This is a genomic window from Microbacterium sp. PRC9, assembly GCF_031844125.1.
In the GTDB taxonomy this organism is placed as follows: domain Bacteria; phylum Actinomycetota; class Actinomycetes; order Actinomycetales; family Microbacteriaceae; genus Microbacterium.
In genome coordinates, this window is sequence record NZ_JAUZUR010000012.1 from 32,993 (window position 1) to 53,304 (window position 20,312).

Genomic DNA, 20,312 nt, shown 5'->3' on the forward strand with positions numbered 1-20,312 from the left:
CACGCTCGTCACGGAATCGTGAGGATCGTTGCCCACCTAGCCACGTGCCGAGGAGAATCGTCTGATGCCCATCGTCGACAACGGCGTGTACGTCGCCGGTAAGCGGATCGAGAATCCGTCGAGCCTTGCCGAGACCTTCGAGTACACCCGCGCCCAGCACGGGATGGCGTGGATCGGGCTGTTCCGCCCGACCCCGGAGGAGATCGCGCAGGTCGCCGACGAGTTCGCCCTGCACCCCCTCGCGGTCGAGGACGCGCTCACCGGCCATCAGCGCGCGAAGCTGGAGCGCTACGGCGACATCCTCTTCGTCGTGCTGCGGCCCGCGCGCTACATCGACGAGACCGAGACCGTCGACTTCGGCGAGCTGCACGTGTTCGTCGGCCCCGACTTCATCGTGACGATCCGGCATGCGGAGTCCCCCGATCTCAGCCGCGTCCGCCGACGGATGGAGCAGGAGCCCGAGCTGCTCGCGCTGGGGCCGGAGGCCGTGCTCTACGCGATCCTCGACGAGGTCGTCGACGAGTACACGCCGGTCATCGAGGGCGTCGAGAACGACATCGACGAGATCGAGGACGCGCTGTTCGAGCACGGGGGCGTGTCGCTCTCCAAGCGCATCTACGACCTGTCCCGCGAGGTGATCATGCTCCAGCGCGCGGTCACTCCCCTCGCCGACATGCTCGAGTCGCTGCAGCGCGGTGCACCGAAGTACGAGGTCGACCTCGAGCTGCAGCGGTCGCTCCGTGATGTGCACGATCACGCGCTGCGCATCATCGACAAGGCCTCGGCGTTCCGCTTGATCCTCGACAACGCCCTCACCGTCAACGCGACGATCGTGACGCAGCGCCAGACCGATACGGCGCTCGTCCAGAACGAGCAGGTCAAGAAGATCTCCGGTTGGGCCGCGATCCTGTTCGGCCCGACGCTGGTCGGCACGATCTACGGCATGAACTTCGAATACATGCCGGAACTGGCATGGCCGCTCGGCTACCCCATGGCGCTCGGCTTGATGGCCGCGACGAGCCTCACCCTCTACTGGGTGTTCCGCAAGCGCCACTGGCTCTGAAACAGAGATCAGCGGGGCGCGGAAGGCGCCGTAGCGCGGGGTGTTCGGATGACGCCGCGTGTCGTCCGGGGACGCCGGATGACGGGGACGCGGGAGCGCGAGCAACGATGCGCCTAGCGTGACCCCATGCCCGAGAACGCCCCGTCCGCGCCCGAACCTGCGGCGCCCGTCGACGACGCGTTCCGGTCAGGAGGCCTGCCCCAGGCGAGCCTCGGCTTCGCGACCCGTCAGCTGCACGCGGGCGACCGTCCGGCGGGTCCGCATCGGCCGCGCGCGACACCGATCTACCTGACGGCGGGATTCGAGTTCGAGGACTTCGACCAGGCGCACGCCAGGTTCGCCGGCACCGACGACGGGTTCAGCTACACGAGGGTCGGCAACCCGACCAACGTCGCCGTCGAGCAGCGCGTCGCCGACCTCGAATCCGGCGTCGGCGCGCTCCTCGTCGCCAGCGGTCAGGCGGCCGTGACCACGACGGTCCTGTCGCTCGTCTCGGCGGGCGACCACGTACTGGCGTCGTCGAGCATCTACGAGGGCACTCGCGAACTGCTGCGCGACGACCTCGCGCGCTTCGGCGTCGTCGTCGATTTCGTCGACGACCCGAACGACCTCGCGGCGTGGGGCCGCGGCATCCGTCCTCGTACGAAGCTCGTGTTCGCGGAATCGATCCCCAATCCGAAGAACGACGTGCTCGACGTCGCCGGGCTCGCCGCGGTGGCGCACCGGTACGGCGTGCCGCTGGTGGTCGACAACACGCTCGCGACGCCGTATCTGCTGCGCCCACTCGAGCACGGCGCCGACATCGTCGTGCACTCGGCCAGCAAGTTCCTCGCGGGCCATGGCACCGTGCTCGGCGGAGTGGTCGTCGACGGTGGCACGTTCGCGTGGGCCGCGCACGCCGACGCATACCCCCAGCTCGCACGGGAACGCGGACGGGATGGGCTCACCTATGCCGAGCGGGCGCCGCGCACCGCATTCCTGGAGTTCGCCCGACGCGTCGCGATGCGATTCGGCCCCGCGCCGTCGCCCCTCAATGCGTTCCTGATCCTGCAGGGCGTCGAGACGCTGTCGCTGCGGGTGCAGCGGCAGTCCGCGACCGCGCTGACCATCGCCCGCTGGCTCGAGCAGCACCCCGGCGTCGGGTCGGTCGACTACAGCGGACTCGAGTCGAGCCCGCACCACGCACTCGCGCAGCGCTACCTGCCGCACGGCCAGGGATCGGTGTTCGCCGTGACCCTCCACGGCGGCCGCGAGGCCGCGCGAGCGTTCACGGACGCGCTGCGGCTGTTCACACGGATGACGCACCTCGGCGACGTGCGGTCGCTCGTGCTGCACCCGGCCACCACCACGCACGTTCTGCGCGACGACGAGCAGCTCGCCGCGCGCGGCATCGGCCCCGGCCTGCTGCGCCTGTCGATCGGCCTCGAAGACGCCGACGACCTCATCGCCGATCTCGACCACGCCCTGGCCGCCGCAGCGGCCGCCGACCTTCTGAGCACCGTGGGAGCGTCATGACCCGTCAGCAGCACTTCGGCTGGTTCCTCTCGCGCGGCTTCGGCCCGCACGGCTGGGGCCGCCCCTCCTACGAGTGGAACTACGCCTGGCAGAAGCCCGACCTCTACCAGCAGTCCGCGCGCGACCTCGAGCAAGCGGGCTTCGACTTCGTGCTCATCGAGGACGCACTGTCGGTGGGCATCACCCCCGAGACGCTGAACCTGCGCGTGCGCAAGGCGTACGGCGGTCCGAAGCACGACCCGTGGACGCTCGCGCCGTACCTGTTCGCGGCGACGCGGCACCTCGGCGTCATCCCCACCGTGAACGCCGGCGCCTACCCGCCGTATCTCGCCGCGCGACAGTTCGCGTCGCTGCAGCACCTGAGCTCGAGCCGCCTCGGACTCAACGTGGTCACCGACGTGGGCAGCGCCCACCACTTCGGGCTCGAGCGCCTGTCGCACGACGCCGCCTACGATCGCGCCCAGGAGTGGCTGGACGCGCTGCGCCTGCTGTGGCACAGCTGGGGCGACGGGGCACTCATCGCCGACCCGACGTCGCAGATCTACGCGGACGGCTCCCAGATCTCCGCCGTGCAGCACCGCGGCGAGTACTTCTCCTTCGATGGGCCGCTGAACGCCGAGCCGCTGCCGTCAGGGCCGAACGGCGAGAGCGGGGACCCGATCGTCGCGTCGCCCGGCGGATCGCCGCGCGGCATCGGCTTCGCCGGCGCGAACTCGCAGATCCAGCTGGCGCTGTCGAACCTCGATGCCGACAGCATCCGCTCGTACCGCGCTCGCGTGCACGCCGCCGCAGCCGAGAACGGCCGCGATCCCTCCGACATCAAGGTGCTGTTCGTCTTCAAGCCCATCGTCGCGGCGAGCCGAGAAGAAGCCGATCGCATCGTCGCGGCGTCCGCCTCGCCCGACGAGGCGACGCTGCGGGAGGTCGCGGAAGCGTGGTCGAGCGACCTCGAGACCGACCTCACGGCGCTCGACCTCGATCGCCCGCTCGACCCGGCGGTCTTCGGCGAGCACGTCTCGAAGGGCACCATCCGGGGCCTCCAGGGAACGTTCGACTCGTTCGACGGCGTGCCGCTGCGCGACATCCTCACCGGCAAGGCGCGCCTCGGCCGGGTCACCGACGTCACCGACGGCATCGGCGGGACCGTCGGCACGGCCGACGAGATCGCCGACGTCATCGAGGCGCTCGGCGATGACGCCGACAACGACGGCGTCATCTTCTCGGGCGACCTCCACCCCGTGACGATCCATCGCGCTCTCGACGAGCTCGTGCCGATCCTGCGCCGTCGCGGAATCCTGCGCTCCGAGTACGTCGACGGCGGTCTGCGCGCCAACCTGTCCGCCTTCTGAGCCCCCCGTCTGAAAGGGAACGCCCATGTCATCGATCGTCGTCCTCGTCGGCAACCCGCAGTCCGCCTCGCGCACCCGGCTGGTGGCGGAGGAGGTCGCCCGCCAGCTCGCCGACCGCGGCGGTGCCGTGGTCGAGCCGACGATCGACGTGGCCGACGTGGCCGGCTCTCTCTTCCGCTTCCCCGACGCCGAGATCGACGCGCTGCTCGAACGGGTCGCGAGCGCCGACGTGCTCATCGTCGCGAGCCCCACCTACAAGGCGACCTACACCGGGCTGCTCAAGGCGTTCCTCGACCGCTACGGCGCGAACGGTCTCGCAGGGGTGACCGCGGTGCCGCTTCTCACGATCGGCGGTCCCGGCCACGCGCTGGCCGTCGAGCACGGGCTTCGCCCGCTGCTCGTCGAGCTCGGGGCCTCGACCCCGACCCGCGGTATCGCGTTCCCCGCCGGCGACACCGATCGCCGCGAAGAGATCGTGGCGTCGTGGCTCGAGGCCGAATGGCCCCGACTGGCTCCCGCCCTCGGCTCGCCGGTCGAGCCGGTGCGCGTCGGCTGATCCGGTCCTGCCCGGCGTGAGTCGGCCAGGCGCGAGCCGGTTCGGTCGGCCCGCGCTGCCGCGTCCGGACCCGGCGTGACACACGCGCCCGCACACCGAGTCGGCCCTCGCTGCCGCGTCCGAACCTGGATGTGACGCGAAGGGCCGACTGCGCGGGGGATGCTCGGTCGAGGCCCCTCAGTCCGACGGCAGGCCGCGCTCGGTGAGCACGCCGCGCAGGCGATCCCGGCCGTGCAGGGCGCTTCGGCTGCGCACGCGAGCGACGACGGACTCGATCCAGCCGCCCGTCCGCCCCTGGGACGCGTTGAACCCGCGGAGCGTCCGGTCGTAGACCTCGAGCGCCTCGCGATCGGCCACGCGGTACCGCTCATCGTGACGTACGACGGCCTGCGGAAGGCGCGGCTTGATCTCCGACATGTCGTCCGCCGCGGGCTCCCCGATCGCCACGCCCACCACGGGGAACGATGCCGCGGGAAGCCCCAGAAGCTCCGCGAGTTCCCCCGGGTTGTTGCGGACTGCTCCCACGAACACCGCGCCGAGGCCGAGCGCCTCCGCCGCGACGATCGTGTTCTGCGCCGCGATGGCGGCGTCGACCGTCGCGACGAGCGTGCTGTCGAGGAAGCCGATGCCCTCGGATGCCTCGCCCCGGCCCCGCGCGAGGCCCACGCCGCGTGCCCAATCGGCGACGAACACGAGGAACAGCGGAGCGTCACGGATGAACTGCTGGTCGCCGGCGAGCGTCGCGACGGCGTCCTTATGGGCCGGATCCCGCACGACGACGACGCTCCAGGACTGGAGGTTCGACGACGTCGACGCGGACTGCGCCGCGGCGACCAGGGTGTCGACCACGGCGTCGTCGAGCGGCGCGCTTGCGAACGCGCGCACAGACCGATGCGCGAGGAGCAGCGGGATCACTCCCGCGTCGTCGACTCGCAGCGCGACCCCGAGGTCCGCATCGCCGTAGCGCCGATGGGCGATGAGTGCGGCATCGATGACCGCGGGGTCTGTGGTGAGGGGGATGACGGCCATGCGCCGAGTGTCGCCCATCGGCCGCCGCCGCCTCATGTCGCACCGAAACACGCCGCAACGTGACTCCGTCGCGCCCGCAGTCACGCTTCCTGCGCACCGGGTCAAGACACCGGCGCCCGCGAGCGGAAGAGTGGGGGCGGATATGAAGGAGGCCCCATGCCTGCGCACCCGCACGACGCGCCCACCCAGCCCCACGACAACCCGGACCTCATTCCGGTGACTGCCGTGAGGAAGGCCGAGCCGCGGCATCCGCTCGATCCGCTCACCGCGGACGAGATCGAGGCGGCCCGCGGGATCCTCGTGTCGGCGGGCCTCCTCGGCGACACGGTGCGGGTGCCGATGCTGCTGCCCGACGAGCCGACCAAGGACGAGCTCGCCGCCTGGTCGCCCGGCGAGCCCTTCGACCGTCGCGTGGACGTGACGCTGATGGATGCTGCGACAGGCGCGCTCGTCGAGGCGATCGTGTCCGTCTCGCGCGAGGCGGTGGTCGCGAAACGCGAGCTCGACCCGTCGCGGGCACCGTACGGCCAGCCGCAGTACCTGTTCGAGGAGTACGACCGCGCGGCGGAGATCGTGAAGGCCTCGCCCGAGTGGCGCGCCGCGATGACGCGCCGCGGCCTCGCGGACCGCATCGACCTCGCGTTCTGCTCGCCGCTGGCGCCCGGGTTCGTGGGGCGTGAGAACGAGGTCGGGCGCCGCGTCATCCGCTCGCTCACATTCCTGCGCGACAGTGAGGACGACATCCCCTGGGCGCACCCGGTCGAGGGCCTCATCGTCCACGTCGACCTCGTGTCGAACGCGGTCATCGGCATCGAGGACGAAGGGGACGTGCCCGTCCCCTCGGGAAGCGGGAAGTACACCCCGGATGCCGTGGGTCCTGCCCGCACCAGCCTCAAGCCGATCGAGATCACTCAGCCCGAGGGCCCGAGCTTCGCCGTGACCGGGTCCCGCGTGGAGTGGGAGAACTGGTCGATGCGCGTCGACTTCAACGCCCGCGAGGGACTCGTGCTGCACGACGTGCGGTTCGACGACCGTCCGGTGCTGACGCGCGCGAGCGTGCCCGAGATGGTCGTGCCCTACGGCGACACGTCGAACACGCGCTTCTGGATCAGCTACTTCGACGCCGGTGAGTACCTGCTCGGCAAGAACGCCAACCACCTGGAGCTCGGCTGCGACTGCCTCGGCGTCATCCGGTACTTCGACGGCCACGTCGCCGACGACCACGGACATGCCGTGCGGATCCCGAACGTGGTGTGCATGCACGAGGAGGACTACGGCATCCTCTGGAAGCACACCGAACAGGGTCCCGTCGGCTCACACGTGCGCCGGTCGCGGCGCCTGGTCGTGTCGTACTTCTCGACGATCGGCAACTACGACTACGGCTTCTACTGGTACTTCTACCTCGACGGCTCGATCCAGCTCGAGGCGAAGGCGACGGGCATCGTGTTCGTGGGCGGCGGTGTGCCGGGATCGACGAACCCGCATGCCCCCGAGATCGCGCCCGGCGTGTTCGCGCCGGTGCACCAGCACCTGTTCTCGGCGCGGCTCGACGTCGCGATCGACGGCGAGGACAACCGGCTCGTCGAGATCGACGCCGCCCGCATCCCGATGGGCGACGCGAACCCGTTCGGCAACGCCTTCACCTGGACCGAGACCCCGCTGCGCACCGAGGCCGAGGCCCAGCGCATCGCCGACACGTCGGTCGCCCGGGTGTGGGAGGTGCGCAGCGCCTCGAAGACGAACCACCTGGGCAAGCCGACCGCGTACCACCTGCTCCCCCAGCCGACCGCGCTGCTCATGGCGGACCCTGCCTCGTCGGTGGCGGCGCGCGCCGCGTTCGCGACGAAGCACCTGTGGGGCACCGCGTACGACCACGACGAGCGCTGGCCCGCCGGCCGCTACCCGAACGCCCACCGGGGCGGTGCGGGACTTCCGGCCTACACGGCCGACGACCGCTCGATCGACGGCGAGGACCTCGTGCTGTGGCACACGTTCGGCCTCACCCACATCCCGCGTCCCGAAGACTGGCCCATCATGCCGGTCGACTACGCCGGCTTCTGGTTCAAGCCGTACGGCTTCCTCGATGTGAACCCCGCGATGGATGTCCCCGAGTCGAGCCAGGCGCACGGGGTCGGTCATCGGGCTGCGGGCGCGGCGGGTCCCCGGGCCGCCAGAGCCGCGGTCGACGGCGGCTGCGGCATGGGCGAGGGGTGCGCCTGCGGTCACTGACAGAAACCGGACGCGGCTCTGGACACAAATGTGGACAGCGTATACATTGCCGTCATGTCGCAAGTCGTGCTCTACGCGTCGATGTCTCTCGACGGATTCGCCACGGGTCCCGACGACGATCTGTCCGTGCTGCACGGATGGGCCTTCGGAGACCCGACGATGGAGATGCATCCGCAGGTGGGCCGCGAGTTCCTGGGCGCCGGCGCGGTCATCTTCGGCGCCCGCACTCTCCGAGCGGGGGATGCGGCCTGGGGCGACGAGGACATCTTCCCGATGCCGGTCTTCGTGCCCACGCACGAGGCGCGCGAGCCGGTTTTCAGGAATGGCTCCCTTTTCACCTTCGTGGACTCCACGGAAGATGCGCTCGCCCGGGCCATGCAGGCGGCAGGCGACCGCGATGTCTACATCATGGGCAGCCCTGACGTGGCACAACAGCTCCTTGCAGCCGACGCGGTCGACGCGGTGGAGCTCGCGATCACGGGAGTCCTTCTCGGCTCGGGCGTCAAGCTGTTCGATCATCTTGCGAGCACGCCCATCCGGCTGCAGCCGACGCGCGTGATCCCGTCCAAGGGAATCACGCACGTGAGGTACGACGTGCAGCACGACCCCGACAGGAGGGGAACGAGATGAGGCAACTTCGATATGCGATCAACGTGACACTCGACGGCTGCTGCCATCACGAGGCGGGGCTCGCCCCCGACGAGGAGTCGATGCGCTACTGGACCGCGGAGATGGCACGAGCCGACGCCCTGATCTTCGGCAGGGTGACCTACGAGATGATGGAGTCGGCGTGGCGGCAGCCGACGACGGGCACGTGGCCGGACTGGATGAGAGCGTGGGAGATCCCGTTCGCCGAGACCATCGACCGAGCGAAGAAGTACGTCGTGTCGAGCACACTCGGCGACGTCGACTGGAACGCCGAATTGCTGCGAGGCGACCTGGGGCGAGGGGTTCGCCGGCTGAAGCAAGAGCCAGGCAAGGGTCTCTTCGTAGGTGGCGTGACGCTCCCCCTCGCGCTGGCGGATCTGGGACTCATCGACGAGTACGTGTTCGTGGTGCAGCCGATCGTCGCCGGACACGGGCCGACGCTGCTCGCCGGTCTTCGCGAGCGCATCCCGCTCGAGCTCGTGGATCGCCATGACTTCCGATCGGGAGCGGTCGCCCTGCGGTACCGGCCGAAGCGAGCAGCGGCTTGACGCGACCGGTCCCGGGTATGGCGAGATTCGAATATTTGTTCTATACTCGAAGCATGCCCGAAACGTCTCTTCCCGCCGAGAGCAGGGATGATGTGTGGGCGGATGACATCGGCGAAGTGTGCTTTCCGCACGTGCCGGACGCGGTAGACCTGGTCGTCGAGACGGCGACGATGATGTCGGTGTTCGCGGCGCAGCGGGTGACGCGGATCGACTCGATGCGGCGCGAACTGCTTCGCGAGGCGAGTGGCCGCGGCGACGGAGTCCGGGACATCGTCGAGCGGTCGATCCGGCTCGAACTGGCAGCAGCTATGCGGATCACGGAGTACGCTGCCGGCCGGCTGATCACTCTGGCCGAGGCGCTGGTGCGCCGGTATCCCGCGGCGCTCGACGCCCTGAGTTCGGGACGGATCACCGAGAAGCACGCCGAGATCATCGCCGACCTGCTCGACGAGGCGCCGCCGGAGCTTCGCGACAGACTGCTGGAGCGAGCGATGCCGTCGGCAGAGTCGGAGCCGGTGGGCACCTTCCGTCGGGCGCTGCGCGCCCTGATCGACAGCGCCCAGGCCGCCACCCTGGAAGACCGTCACCAGCGTGCGGTCACGCAACGACGCATCGCCGTCGAACGTGGAGAGGACGGAATGTCCGGGCTGTGGATCTTCGCACCCGACGTGGAGATCCACGCGATCCACGGCCGGCTCACACAGATGGCGAAATCGATCCGCAAGGCCGAAGGTGAGACCCGCACACTCGACCAGCTCCGCGCCGACGTTGCGACCGACCTCCTCCTCGACGGGTCTACCGATCACGTCCCCGCGGCCGCGTCCGGCATCCGGGCGCAGGTGGTCGTCACCGTTCCGGTCCTCGCCCTTCTCGACGACGAGTTCGCCGATGCCGGTGACCCGCCCGTCGTGGAGGGCATCGGCCCGATCCCGCTGTCCAAGGCCCGCGAACTGTGCGGAGGTGGTAGCCGGTGGATGCGGGTGCTCACACACCCCGAGACCGGGATGGTCCTCTCGGTCGGGCGCGACAGCTACCCGCCACCAGCCCCGTTGAAGAGACTCGTGAGATGGCGAGCCGACCGATGCATGGGCCCCGGCTGTTCGATGCCCGCTTCCCGGTGCGAGATCGATCACCAGATCCGCTGGGTCGACGAGGGCGAGACGTGCCTCGACAACACCCTTCCGTTCTGCAAGGGGCACCACCTGGTGAAAGACAACACCGACTGGCAGGTCCGGCAGATCGAGGGGTCAGGCGGAGCTGTGGCGTGGACCTCTCCGACTGGGCGTCGATACGTCGTGCAACCCGAGCGCAAAGTCCCCACCTTCACGGTGCGCCCCTCTCCCCGGCCCCGCATCGACGACGGGCTGGGCACAGAAGCACCCTTCTGAACGACGGCAGACGGCCTCACCGGGATCCCGCACGCCCGGACAGGAAGGGCGACGGATGCTGCAGCATCCGTCGCCCTCTTTCTCGGCGTCAGCGGGTCACACGCCGACCGGCTCGCTGCCCAGGTGGGGCGCCTCCGCCTCGTCGGCTCCGTGGCCGATCTGGCGGTACACGTCGGGCTTGGCCTTGCGGAGCCAGTAGGCCCACAGCACCGCGGCGATCGAGGGCACGAGGAGGATCGCCGGAAGGATGAACGTGGTCGGCGTCGACTGGGGCTGGCCGAGGAGCACGTCCCAGTTCACGAGGATGAGGATCCACACGATCCCGAGCGCGACGAGGGCGACGATCGGCGCCACCAACCGGCTCCCGGCACCGACGTCACGGGCATTCCGCCGGAAGAAGCCGATGACGGCCGCCGAGACCAGCACCATGAGCAGCACGAGGCCGAACGCGCCGAGGTTCGTGAGCCACGTGAAGAGGGTGAGCACAGGGTACGGGCCGTTCTCGGGGTTCCAGCCGCCCTCGGCGATCGCGAATCCGATGATGACGACGAGCGCCAGCACGGACTGCGCGACCGAACCCGCCCACGGCGCGCCGCTCGAGGTGCGCACGGTGCCGAGCTGGCGGGGAAGCACGCCCTCGCGGCCCAGCGAGAAGGCGTAGCGCGAGACCGCGTTGTGGAAGCTGACCAAGGCCGCGAAGAGGCTCGTGATGAAGAGGATCGACATGAGGTCGACCCACAGCACCCCGAGGTGCTCGGCGACGAAGTTGAAGAAGAGCGGCGGGCCGGCCTCCTCCGGCGTGATGCCGGTCGGGTCGGTGATCTTCGCCGGGCCGACGGCGAGCGCGAGCGCCCACGACGAGATCGCGTAGAACACACCGATGACGGCGACCGCGAGGAACGTCGCGCGCGGGATCGTGCGCTGGGGGTCCTTCGACTCCTCGCCGTAGATCGCGGCGGACTCGAAGCCCATGAACGCGGCGATGCCGAACGCGAGCACGGCGCCGACGCCCGGAACGAAAAGCGCGGACGGGGTCATCGGCGCGACGGTGAAGCCCTCGGCGGGGTTCACGAAGGCCACGACGTCGAAGACGATGACCGCGAGGAACTCCAGCGCCACGAGCACACCGAGCACCTTCGCCGAGAGATCGACGCGGTTCACGCCGAGGATGCCGACGACGACGATCCCGAGGATCACCCAGACCCACCACGGGCTCGCCCACCCGGTCTTGGATTCGATGAACGACGAGATCTGGAAGCCGAACATGCCCCAGATGCCGATCTGCATCGCGTTGTAGGCGATGAGCGCGAGCACCGATGCCCCGACGCCGGCGGGCCGGCCGATCCCCTGCGAGACGTACGAGTAGAACGCGCCGGCGTTCGTGATGAAGCGACTCATCGCGGCGTAGCCGATCGCGAAGATCGCGAGCGCGGCGGCCAGCACGATGTAGCCGAACGGGATGCCGTCGACATGCGTGACCGAGTAGGCGCTGGTCACACCGCCGGCGACGACGGTCAACGGCGCCGAGGCGGCGATGATCATGAACGCGACGGCGAGGACCCCGAGACGGCGATGCGCTGCCGTGCGGGTCGTCGAGGTCGTGGGGCCGGAGGTGGCCATGTGCAGCTCCTTCGATGCTCAGGTCGGGTCGGGATCATCGTCCCGGGGCCGGACCACCCGGGATTGACGCCGCGGGCAGAGTCCTTGCCTGTGGGGGCACATCGGGCCTCCGCGTGGTAAACTCGCGAATCGTATACGATTCGGCCACAGTGAGGTGAGCCCATGTCAGAAGAACCCCTGTCGTTCACGGCGTACCGCCACGCCGTGTCGCACGCGGTCGTCGCACTCGACGTGCACGCCGAGCACGACGAGAGCTTCCGCGGCGCGCTCGACGCCGCCGTGGCGGGCGACATCAACGTCTTCGGCATCGCCGCCGACGGGCACAGCGTCCACCGCACCCCCGGCCTGATCGCGCGCGCGCCGCAGCAGTACTTCAAGTTCTCGCTCATCGAGCGGGGCAGCGGGCTCATCGTCCAGGACGGCCGCGAGACCTCGCTGCGCGCCGGCGACATGGCGATCTACGACACCGACCGCCCATACTCGCTCCTCTTCGACCAGACGATGCGGATGTCGGTCGTGATGTTCCCGAAGGTCATGCTCGACATCCCCGCTGAGACGATCGGCCGCCTCACCGCGACGCGCCTCGACGGAGCCGGCGGCGTGGGCGCCATGATCGCGCCTTACGTCGCCTCACTCGCCCGCGGTGCCGGCGAGCTCGACGCGCACCTCGCGCGCCGCATGTTCCGCAGCGCCGTCGACATGGTGGGCACGCTGCTCGAGGCGAACCTCGGCCGCGAGGCGACCAGCACCGATGCGCACGGCACGCTCATGCGGCGGGTGCTCGACCACATCGACGAGCGCCTCTCCGACAGCGAGCTCTCCCCCAGCCAGATCGCGGCGGCGCACTTCATCTCGGTGCGTCACCTGCACGCCCTGTTCAACGAGCAGGGCACGACAGTCTCCACGGTGATCCGCACCCGTCGCCTCGAGCGCTGCTACGACGTCCTCGTCGACCCGCAGCAGGCGCACCGCTCGATCACCGACGTCGCCCTCGCGAACGGCTTCGTCGACGCCGCCCACTTCAGCCGCACCTTCCGCGCGCACTTCGGCGTGCCGCCGAGTGGCGTGCGCCTGGCGTAGCGCGGGCGGTCAAGCAGCCTGCGCGGGCGGTCAACCGCGGCGCGCAGCATCCTCCGACAATCGAGTCAGACCCGATCGAGGAGGATCCCATGACCGTCGCGACGTCGATTCTGGACGCCATCACCGTTTCTGAAGACCTGGGGCGGGCGATTCCGGATGCTGCCACCCGCGAGACGATCGGCTACGCGCCCGTGCACACCCTGGCCGATCTCGACACCGCCGTCGCCGCCGCGCGCCAGGCCCAGCCGGCGTGGAACGCGCTCGGCCACGCCGAGCGCTCCCGCATCCTGAACGCCGTCGCCGACGACCTCGAGGCGAACGCCGAGGAGCTGGCGCAGCTGCTGTCGCGCGAGCAGGGCAAGCCGCTCGACGGCCCCAACGCGCGGTTCGAGGTGGGCGCCTGCGCGGTGTGGACCCGCACCGCAGCCGAGACCCCGCTCGAGCCCGAGGTGGTCTTCGAGGCCGGCGAATCGCGAGCCGAAGTGCACTACGACGCGCTCGGCGTCGTGGGCGCGATCGGTCCGTGGAACTGGCCGATGATGATCACGGTGTGGCAGATCGCGCCGTCGCTGCGCATGGGCAACACCGTGGTGGTCAAGCCCAGCGAGTTCACCCCGCTGTCGGTGCTGGCTCTCGCCGAGGTCTTCAACCGGCACCTGCCCGAAGGCGTGCTGACCGTCGTCTCCGGCGATCGCGAGGTGGGCGCGGCGATCGCCGGCCACCCCGGCATCGACAAGATCATGTTCACGGGCTCGACCGCGACCGGCCGTCGCATCGTCGAGTCTTCCGCGGGCAATCTGGCGCGGCTCACGCTCGAGCTCGGCGGCAACGACGCCGGGATCGTGCTGCCGGGCACCGACCCCGCCGCGATCGCCGAGAACCTGTTCTGGGGCTGCTTCATCAACACCGGCCAGACCTGCGCGGCCCTCAAGCGCCTGTACGTCCATGACTCGGTGTACGACAAGGTGGTCGACACGCTCGCCGGCATGGCGCGAGCGATGCCGATGGGGCGTGGTCTCGACGAGGGCAACGTGCTCGGGCCGCTGCAGAACGAGAAGCAGTTCGACATCGTGCGCGACCTCGTCGATGACGCGCGAGAGCGCGGTGCGCGGGTCGTCGTGGGCGGCGAGGCCGCGCCCGAGCTCGGCCCGCTGTTCTACCGCACCACGGTCGTCGCCGATATCGAGGACGGCGCGCGTCTGGTCGACGAGGAGCAGTTCGGTCCCGCCATCCCGGTGATCCGCTACTCCGACGTCGACGACGCGATCCGCCGCGCGAACGCCTCGGAACAGGGACTCGGCGCCTCCGTGTGGTCGGCAGACGTCGACGCCGCCGTCGCGGTCGCCCAGCGCCTGCAGGCGGGCACCGTCTGGATCAACCAGCACGGGGCGCTGAACCCGGTGGTGCCCTTCGGCGGCACCAAGGCCTCAGGCTACGGCCAGGAGTTCGGCGTCGCCGGCCTCAAGGCCGTCGCCGCGCCGAAGGTCATCAGCCGCTGACCTCCACGGCCCGCATCGCCTGCGCCAACGGGGGGTTGTGCGCGGCGATGTGGGCCGTGATGTTCTCACGCACCTCCGCGGGCTTGTTCTGGCTGAGTTTCGCGCGCGCCTCGAAGCGGGTGACCTGCACACGCAGGCCGACCGTGCCCTTCGCGATGCGCCGGGTGCCGGCTTCGTCCTCGGCGAGGCTCCGCCCGTGCGGATGCCCCTGCTCGAAGTGGTCGGTCAGCCGCGAGAGCATCGCGTAGTTCTCGTCGTCGGAGAGCACCTCGGGCGTGCCGTAGAGGTGGGCGGTGACGTGATTCCACGTCGGCACGAGGTCGCCCGGCGCGTACCAGCTCGGCGAGACGTAGTCGTGGGGTCCCTGGATGATGACGAGAATCTCATGGGAGCCGAGCTCATGCAGCTCGTCGTCGGGGCGCCCGAAGTGGCTGAACACGACGATGTCGTCGGCCTCCTCGTCGAGCAGCACCGGGTAGTGCGAGGCGACCAGCCTGCCGACGGGCGAGACGAAGGTCGCCCAAGGGTGGTGACGGATCAGCTCCTTCACCTGCTCGGGATCGGTCATGAGGTAGCGGGGCGTGTGGCGCATCAGGCGTCCTTCCGGGTGAGGCGGGTGCGCACGGCGAATCCGGCGCAGGCGATGACGGCGAGGCCGCCGAGGAGAGTCGGCAGTCCGATGCGCTCGTGGAGCAGCAGGGCGGACCACAGGATGCCGAGCACGGGCTGGATGAGCTGCACCTGGCCGACCTGGGCGATGGGGCCGATCGCGAGTCCCCGGTACCAGGCGAAGAAGCCCAGGAACATGCTCACGACCCCGAGGTACGCGAACGCGGCCCACTCGACCGGGGAGGCGTGCGGCGGCTGCTGGAACCACCCCACAGCGGCTCCGACCACCATGAGCGGCGACGCGAGCACGAGCGCCCATGACACCGTCTGCCAGGCGCCCAGTTCGCGGGCGAGCAGACCGCCCTCGGCGTAGCCGAGCGCGCACAGCAGCACCGCGAGGAACAGCAGCAGATCCGACTCGTGCAGTTCGCCCAGCCCGCCGTTCTGCAGGGAGGCGAACGCCATCGCGGCGAGCGCGCCGAGCACCGCGAACACCCAGAACGCCGCGGCAGGACGCTCGTGGCCGCGCAGCACCGCCATCACCGCCGTCGCGGCGGGAAGCAGTCCGATCACCACGACGGCGTGGCTGGCGGGCACCGAGACGAGCGCGAAGGACGTGAGCAGCGGGAAGCCGACGACCACACCCGCGGCGACGACCGCGAGGCGCACCCACTGGACTGCGCTCGGGAGCGGGACCGCTGCGGCACGCCGGTGGCGCGCGATCGACAGCACCAGCACGGCGAGCAGCGCGGCGACGACCGCGCGGCCGCAGCCGATGAACAGCGGCGACAGGCCGGCCACCGCGATGCTCGTGAAGGGGAGCGTGAACGAGAAGGCGAAGATGCCGACGGCTCCCCAGCCGAGTCCCGCGGCGCGGGGTAGCACTGTCGCACGGAGAAGAGTAGCGCTACTCTGTTCTGTCATGAGTCAGGATAGCACCGCCCGTATCACGACGGCTCTGCGCACCTGGATCGCCGCGGCCCCGCCCGGATCGCAGCTGCCGTCCAACCGCGCACTCGTCGCGGAGTACGAGGCGAGCCCCGTGACGGTGCAAAAGGCCATGCGCCGGCTCATCGAGGCCGGTCTCGTCGAGAGCCGCCCCGGCGTCGGCACGTTCGTGCGCGCGATCCGCCCCGCACGGCCCGCCGACTACGGCTGGCAGACGGCGGCGCTGGGCACGCCGCAGGCGCGCGTGTCGATGCTGTCGTCGACGCAGCGGTCGGTCGCACCCGATGCGATCGGTCTGCACTCGGGGTACCCGGCATCCGATCTGCTCCCCGAGCGTGCGGTCCGCGCGGCCATCGTCCGCGCGGCGCGCTCGGGTGCCGCGATCACCCGCTCGCCAGTGACCGGAGTGCCGGAGTTGCAGGACTGGTTCGCGCACGAGCTCGCCGCGGCCGCACCCGCCGGGATCACGCCCCCGACAGCGCGCGATGTGCTGATCATCTCGGGCAGCCAGAGCGGGCTCTCGTCGATCTTCCGCGCCGTCGTCGGAACCGGCCGGCCGCTCGTGATCGAGTCGCCCACCTACTGGGGCGCGATGCTCGCCGCCGAGCAGGCGGGCGTCACCCTCGTGCCGGTGCCCTCAGGGCCGCACGGCCCCGACCCCGACGAGGTCGAGCGTGCGCTGGAGCGCACCGGCGCGCGCGCGTTCTACGCACAGCCGACGTTCGCGAACCCGACCGGCGGGCAGTGGCCGTCCGCGACCGCGGACGCGATCCTCGAGATCGTGCGGCGCAGGGGCGCGTTCCTCATCGAGGACGACTGGGCCCACGATCTGGCCATCGACGCCGATCCCCGTCCCCTCGCGGCGCACGACGACGACGGCCACGTCATCTACCTGCGCTCGCTCACCAAGAGCGTGTCGCCGGCGCTGCGCGTGGCGGCCGTGATCGCACGGGGGCCGGCGCGCGAGCGCGTCCTCACCGATCGCGCCGCCGAGTCGATGTACGTCAGCGGGCTGCTGCAGGCGGCGGCGCTCGACGTCGTCACACAGCCCGCGTGGCGCACGCACCTCAGAGGCCTGCGCGGGCAGCTCCGCAGCCGCCGCGACCTGCTGCTCGACAGCCTCCGCGAGCACGCGCCGACCGCCCACATCGACACGACCCCGGCTGGCGGGCTCAACCTGTGGGCGCGCCTTCCCGACGGCACCGACGCTGGTCTGGTCGTACGCCGGGCCGAGGCCCGGGGCCTCATCATCGCGGCGGGCGACGAGTGGTTCCCGGCGGAGCCGTCGGGCCCCTTCGTCCGTCTCAACTACTCCAGCGAAGACCCGCGGCGATTCGCCGACGCGGGCCGCGTCCTCGGCGAAGTGCTCGCCGGGATCGGCGGGTGAGCGGCCGCCGCCACGACCGGTTGCACGTACGGGGCGGAGCCGCCATCGGACGATGGTCGTACGACCACCCTGACGGATGTGCGTTACGGCCCGTGTCCTGGTGTTTCACCGCACCGTGGACGAGACGGATGCCGCTGTCTAGCGTCGTGGCACGGCATCGGGGAGGCACTTCCCCGGCCGGTTCGGAGCGCGCCGAGATCCGGCTCGCACGAGAGGAGCAACGCCATGTCGTGGACGCACAGCTTCAGCATCGGAAGCCTGGAGGACGGGGTCCCGGTCCGGCTCATCGAGGCGCGGGATGCCTTCATCGATGCGCAGCGCGCGCTCGAAGCGGCGCGTGACGATCTCTTGCAGGCCCACGCCCAGACGAACCGGCTGTGGGGCACGGGCCGCTGAACTCATCCCCCGCCTGGACGAGGGAGGGCGTTGCGCCCCACCGCTAGGGTGAGACTCCGGTCGACTCACGAGACAGGGGACCCGATGCATACCGACGCCACGGAATCCAGCCACGGCACCAACGGATGGCGGCGTTTCTGGGAGCGGGGCGGCTGGTGGCGTGCCCTGCTGCTGGTGGTCGCGTACTACGCGCTGTACCAGCTCGGATCGTTCGCGTTCCTTCCGCTGGTGACCTCGACCGACGATCCGGCGGCTCTCATCTGGTTCGGCACGGCGCTGCCGATCGCGCTCGGCGGAGTGCTGCTCGTCCTCTTCGCGTGGTCGGCGGGCTGGCTCCGTGAGCTGTTCGGCCCGCAGCCCATCCGCGGCCGCGGCTGGATGTGGATCGCCGTCGCCGTGGTGCTGGTGTTCAACGTGCTGCGGTTCGCGACGATCGACTACGGCGCGACCGGCGCCGGCGTGGTCGTGGCCTGGGTCGTCGCCGGCCTGTTCGTCGGCTTCGCCGAAGAGGTGCTCACCCGAGGCTTCGTGGTGAACCTCATGCGCAAGGGCGGCTACCGCGAGATCGTGGTGGCGCTGGTCTCGGCCCTGCTGTTCGCCCTGCTGCACTCGGGCAACGTGCTGTCGGGACAATCGCCGCTCGCCACAGGATTCCAGCTCGTCTACACGTTCGCCTTCGGCATCCTGATGTACCTGTCTCTGCGCGTGACGGGCAACCTGATCTGGCCGATCCTGCTGCATGCGACGACCGATCCGTCGATCTTCCTGCAGTCGGCCTACCCCGCCGACGGCGCGCTCACCGCCGTCGCGGCTCAGGGCAACATCGCCGTGGTCATCGCCGGGATCGTGCTGCTCTTCTTCATCCGAGGGAAGGTCGAGCCGACCGCATCGGTGGTTGAGCCGGGCATCGGCACCAAGGCCGCCTGACCGACGGGCACCAATACGAGGCCGGCGCCGCCGGACACCATACGCTCAGCGCATGACTCTGCTTTCTGACATCGAGCCCATCAACCAGGCCGTCTCCGCCGGTGCCGTCTTCGGCTACGTGGTCGTCGGCCTGATCTACTGGATCGCCACGATCGCCGCCTACTGGAGGACGTTCACGAAGGCCGGCTACCCGGGATGGCTCGCGATCATCCCGATCGTGAATCTGTTCGTGCTCGTCAAGGTCGCGGGGTACTCGGCCTGGCTCGGACTGCTGTGGTTCGTGCCGATCGCCAACATCGTGCTCGCGATCATCGTCGCCTTCCGCAACGGCCGGGCTTTCGGCCACGGCGGCGCGTTCTCGTTCTTCCTGCTGTTCCTGCTCAACCCGATCGGCTACTTCATCACCGGCTTCAGCAACGACACCTACACCAAGCCCGTCTGAGCCACTCCCGCTGACAGAGCGAACGCCCCCGTTCCGCGGCCGGGGGCGTTCGCGTCTGCGGTCACGGCGCGACGTGGAACTTCGGGCCCGGCCCCGCACCCGCCGGCCGCTCGCCGGCGAGGATCGCGGGCAGCTCCTCGAGGGCGACCGTCGCGGCGATGAGAGGTCGCGGATCGACGACGCCTGAGGCGTAGGCGTCGATGGTGCCCGCGAGGCCGGGCGAGGCGCTGAGCACGCCGACGGCCGTCACGTCCTTCAGCGCCAGGTCGCGGGTGTCGATGAGGCTCGGCGTGCCGGCGAGGCCGATGTAGACGACCCGCCCGCCCGGCTCGACGAGCTCGAGCGCCTTCGCCGGAAGCTGCGGAGCGTTGGATGCCTCGATCACGGCGTCCCACGGCAGTCGCGGCATCCGTTCCTGCGTCCAGATGTGGTCGAAGCCGAGCGACCGCGCGAACGCGAGGGCGCGGTCGTCGCGGGCGAGCAGGTGCACCTCGGCGCCGGCGGCGCGGGCGAACATCGCGCTCAGCAGGCCGATCGTGCCGGGGCCGAGCACGAGACAGCGATCGCCCGGGCGCAGATCCGCACCCCGCACGGCGCGAAAGGCGTTCCCGCCGGGCTCGACCATGGCGGCCATCGCATCGTCGACGCCATCGGGCAGTCGATGCAGCGATGCGACGGGGGTCGCGACCTTCTCGGCGAGGGCACCGGCCTTCCCGCCGCGGATGCCGAGCTCGAGCCGGTTCTCGCACACGTGCCGGCGACCGTGCTCGCAGCGGCGGCACGCGCCGCAGCCCAGCATCGTGTCGCCGGTGACCCGTCGCCCGATCCACGCGGGGTCGACCCCGGCGCCGACCTCCGAGACGATGCCCGTCCACTCGTGGCCGATCCGCATCGGGTAGGCGGCGTGGCCGGTGTGCAGATACGCCATCTCCCCGGTGAAGAACTCGATGTCTGTGCCGCAGATCCCGGCGCGCCGCACGTCGACGACGACCTCGCCCGCTGCCGGCTCGGGTTCGGGCACCTCCTGGATCTCGGCGCGGTGCGGCGCCGTGATGACGAGAGCCCTCATCTCCCCGCCC

19 protein-coding genes are annotated in these 20,312 nt (G+C 70.3%); 14 read left to right on the forward strand and 5 right to left on the reverse strand.

Features of this window, described 5'->3' with window-relative positions; translation table 11 throughout:
- Window positions 1-64: 64 nt before the first annotated feature.
- The 4 genes from corA (at window position 65) to Q9R33_RS19580 (ending at window position 4,483) form a co-directional block, all read left to right on the forward strand.
- Complete coding sequence (corA, locus tag Q9R33_RS19565) at window positions 65-1,063, forward strand: magnesium/cobalt transporter CorA (RefSeq protein ID WP_310251049.1); 999 nt, start codon at window positions 65-67, stop codon at window positions 1,061-1,063.
- A gap of 126 nt (window positions 1,064-1,189) precedes the next feature.
- Complete coding sequence (locus Q9R33_RS19570; RefSeq protein ID WP_311294834.1) at window positions 1,190-2,578, forward strand: aminotransferase class I/II-fold pyridoxal phosphate-dependent enzyme; 1,389 nt, start codon at window positions 1,190-1,192, stop codon at window positions 2,576-2,578.
- Window positions 2,575-3,927, forward strand: coding sequence for an LLM class flavin-dependent oxidoreductase (locus Q9R33_RS19575; RefSeq protein ID WP_311294835.1), 1,353 nt, complete (start codon window positions 2,575-2,577; stop codon window positions 3,925-3,927). Before Q9R33_RS19570 ends, Q9R33_RS19575 begins: the two co-directional genes overlap by 4 nt.
- Window positions 3,928-3,952: 25 nt before the next feature.
- Complete coding sequence (locus Q9R33_RS19580; RefSeq protein WP_311294836.1) at window positions 3,953-4,483, forward strand: NAD(P)H-dependent oxidoreductase; 531 nt, start codon at window positions 3,953-3,955, stop codon at window positions 4,481-4,483.
- Between the two features lie 177 nt (window positions 4,484-4,660).
- On the opposite strand, the gene Q9R33_RS19585 is transcribed toward Q9R33_RS19580, so the two are convergent.
- Window positions 4,661-5,512, reverse strand: a complete 852-nt coding sequence (locus Q9R33_RS19585; protein ID WP_311294837.1) for a nitroreductase family protein — start codon at window positions 5,510-5,512, stop codon at window positions 4,661-4,663.
- A 156-nt stretch (window positions 5,513-5,668) separates the two neighbouring features.
- Between Q9R33_RS19585 and Q9R33_RS19590 the strand changes: the two genes are divergently transcribed.
- The 4 genes from Q9R33_RS19590 to Q9R33_RS19605 are packed head-to-tail and all read left to right on the forward strand — an operon-like array spanning window position 5,669 to window position 10,325.
- Entirely contained in the window at window positions 5,669-7,741 is a 2,073-nt protein-coding gene (locus Q9R33_RS19590) for a primary-amine oxidase (protein ID WP_311294838.1), read from the forward strand.
- Between the two features lie 54 nt (window positions 7,742-7,795).
- Complete coding sequence (locus tag Q9R33_RS19595) at window positions 7,796-8,371, forward strand: dihydrofolate reductase family protein (RefSeq protein WP_310251066.1); 576 nt, start codon at window positions 7,796-7,798, stop codon at window positions 8,369-8,371.
- Entirely contained in the window at window positions 8,368-8,937 is a 570-nt protein-coding gene (locus Q9R33_RS19600; protein ID WP_311294839.1) for a dihydrofolate reductase family protein, read from the forward strand. The genes Q9R33_RS19595 and Q9R33_RS19600 overlap by 4 nt, the downstream gene beginning before the upstream one ends.
- Window positions 8,934-10,325: a DUF222 domain-containing protein gene (locus tag Q9R33_RS19605; protein WP_311294840.1), complete on the forward strand. Its 1,392-nt coding sequence runs from the start codon at window positions 8,934-8,936 to the stop codon at window positions 10,323-10,325. Before Q9R33_RS19600 ends, Q9R33_RS19605 begins: the two co-directional genes overlap by 4 nt.
- A gap of 96 nt (window positions 10,326-10,421) precedes the next feature.
- On the opposite strand, the gene Q9R33_RS19610 is transcribed toward Q9R33_RS19605, so the two are convergent.
- Window positions 10,422-11,945 (reverse strand): APC family permease, encoded by a 1,524-nt coding sequence (locus tag Q9R33_RS19610; protein ID WP_311294841.1) that lies wholly within the window; start codon window positions 11,943-11,945, stop codon window positions 10,422-10,424.
- Between the two features lie 162 nt (window positions 11,946-12,107).
- Here Q9R33_RS19610 and Q9R33_RS19615 point away from each other — a divergent pair, with 162 nt between their 5' ends.
- Both Q9R33_RS19615 and Q9R33_RS19620 read left to right on the forward strand, forming a co-directional pair.
- Window positions 12,108-13,025 carry a helix-turn-helix domain-containing protein gene (locus Q9R33_RS19615; protein ID WP_311294842.1) on the forward strand — a complete coding sequence of 306 codons (918 nt, stop codon included), beginning with the start codon at window positions 12,108-12,110 and terminating at the stop codon, window positions 13,023-13,025.
- A gap of 89 nt (window positions 13,026-13,114) precedes the next feature.
- On the forward strand, window positions 13,115-14,524 hold the full coding sequence (locus Q9R33_RS19620; protein ID WP_311294843.1) for an aldehyde dehydrogenase family protein: 1,410 nt from the start codon (window positions 13,115-13,117) through the stop codon (window positions 14,522-14,524).
- On the opposite strand, the gene Q9R33_RS19625 is transcribed toward Q9R33_RS19620, so the two are convergent.
- Complete coding sequence (locus Q9R33_RS19625) at window positions 14,514-15,116, reverse strand: FMN-binding negative transcriptional regulator (protein ID WP_056372124.1); 603 nt, start codon at window positions 15,114-15,116, stop codon at window positions 14,514-14,516. The genes Q9R33_RS19620 and Q9R33_RS19625 overlap by 11 nt on opposite strands.
- On the reverse strand, window positions 15,116-16,057 hold the full coding sequence (locus Q9R33_RS19630; RefSeq protein ID WP_311294844.1) for a DMT family transporter: 942 nt from the start codon (window positions 16,055-16,057) through the stop codon (window positions 15,116-15,118). Before Q9R33_RS19630 ends, Q9R33_RS19625 begins: the two co-directional genes overlap by 1 nt.
- On the opposite strand from Q9R33_RS19630, the gene Q9R33_RS19635 reads away from it, so the two are divergent.
- From Q9R33_RS19635 to Q9R33_RS19650, 4 genes are all read left to right on the forward strand, one after another.
- Window positions 16,056-17,468, forward strand: coding sequence for a PLP-dependent aminotransferase family protein (locus Q9R33_RS19635; protein WP_311294845.1), 1,413 nt, complete (start codon window positions 16,056-16,058; stop codon window positions 17,466-17,468). The two genes, Q9R33_RS19630 and Q9R33_RS19635, sit on opposite strands and share 2 nt — an antisense overlap.
- 225 nt (window positions 17,469-17,693) lie before the next feature.
- Window positions 17,694-17,864, forward strand: coding sequence for a hypothetical protein (locus Q9R33_RS19640; protein ID WP_311294847.1), 171 nt, complete (start codon window positions 17,694-17,696; stop codon window positions 17,862-17,864).
- 84 nt (window positions 17,865-17,948) lie between these two features.
- A complete protein-coding gene (locus tag Q9R33_RS19645) occupies window positions 17,949-18,791 on the forward strand; it encodes a CPBP family intramembrane glutamic endopeptidase (protein WP_311294848.1) in 843 nt (280 codons plus the stop codon).
- A gap of 52 nt (window positions 18,792-18,843) precedes the next feature.
- A complete protein-coding gene (locus Q9R33_RS19650) occupies window positions 18,844-19,233 on the forward strand; it encodes a DUF5684 domain-containing protein (protein WP_056372115.1) in 390 nt (129 codons plus the stop codon).
- 61 nt (window positions 19,234-19,294) lie between these two features.
- On the opposite strand, the gene Q9R33_RS19655 is transcribed toward Q9R33_RS19650, so the two are convergent.
- Entirely contained in the window at window positions 19,295-20,302 is a 1,008-nt protein-coding gene (locus Q9R33_RS19655) for an alcohol dehydrogenase catalytic domain-containing protein (RefSeq protein WP_311294849.1), read from the reverse strand.
- Window positions 20,303-20,312 lie beyond the last annotated feature (10 nt).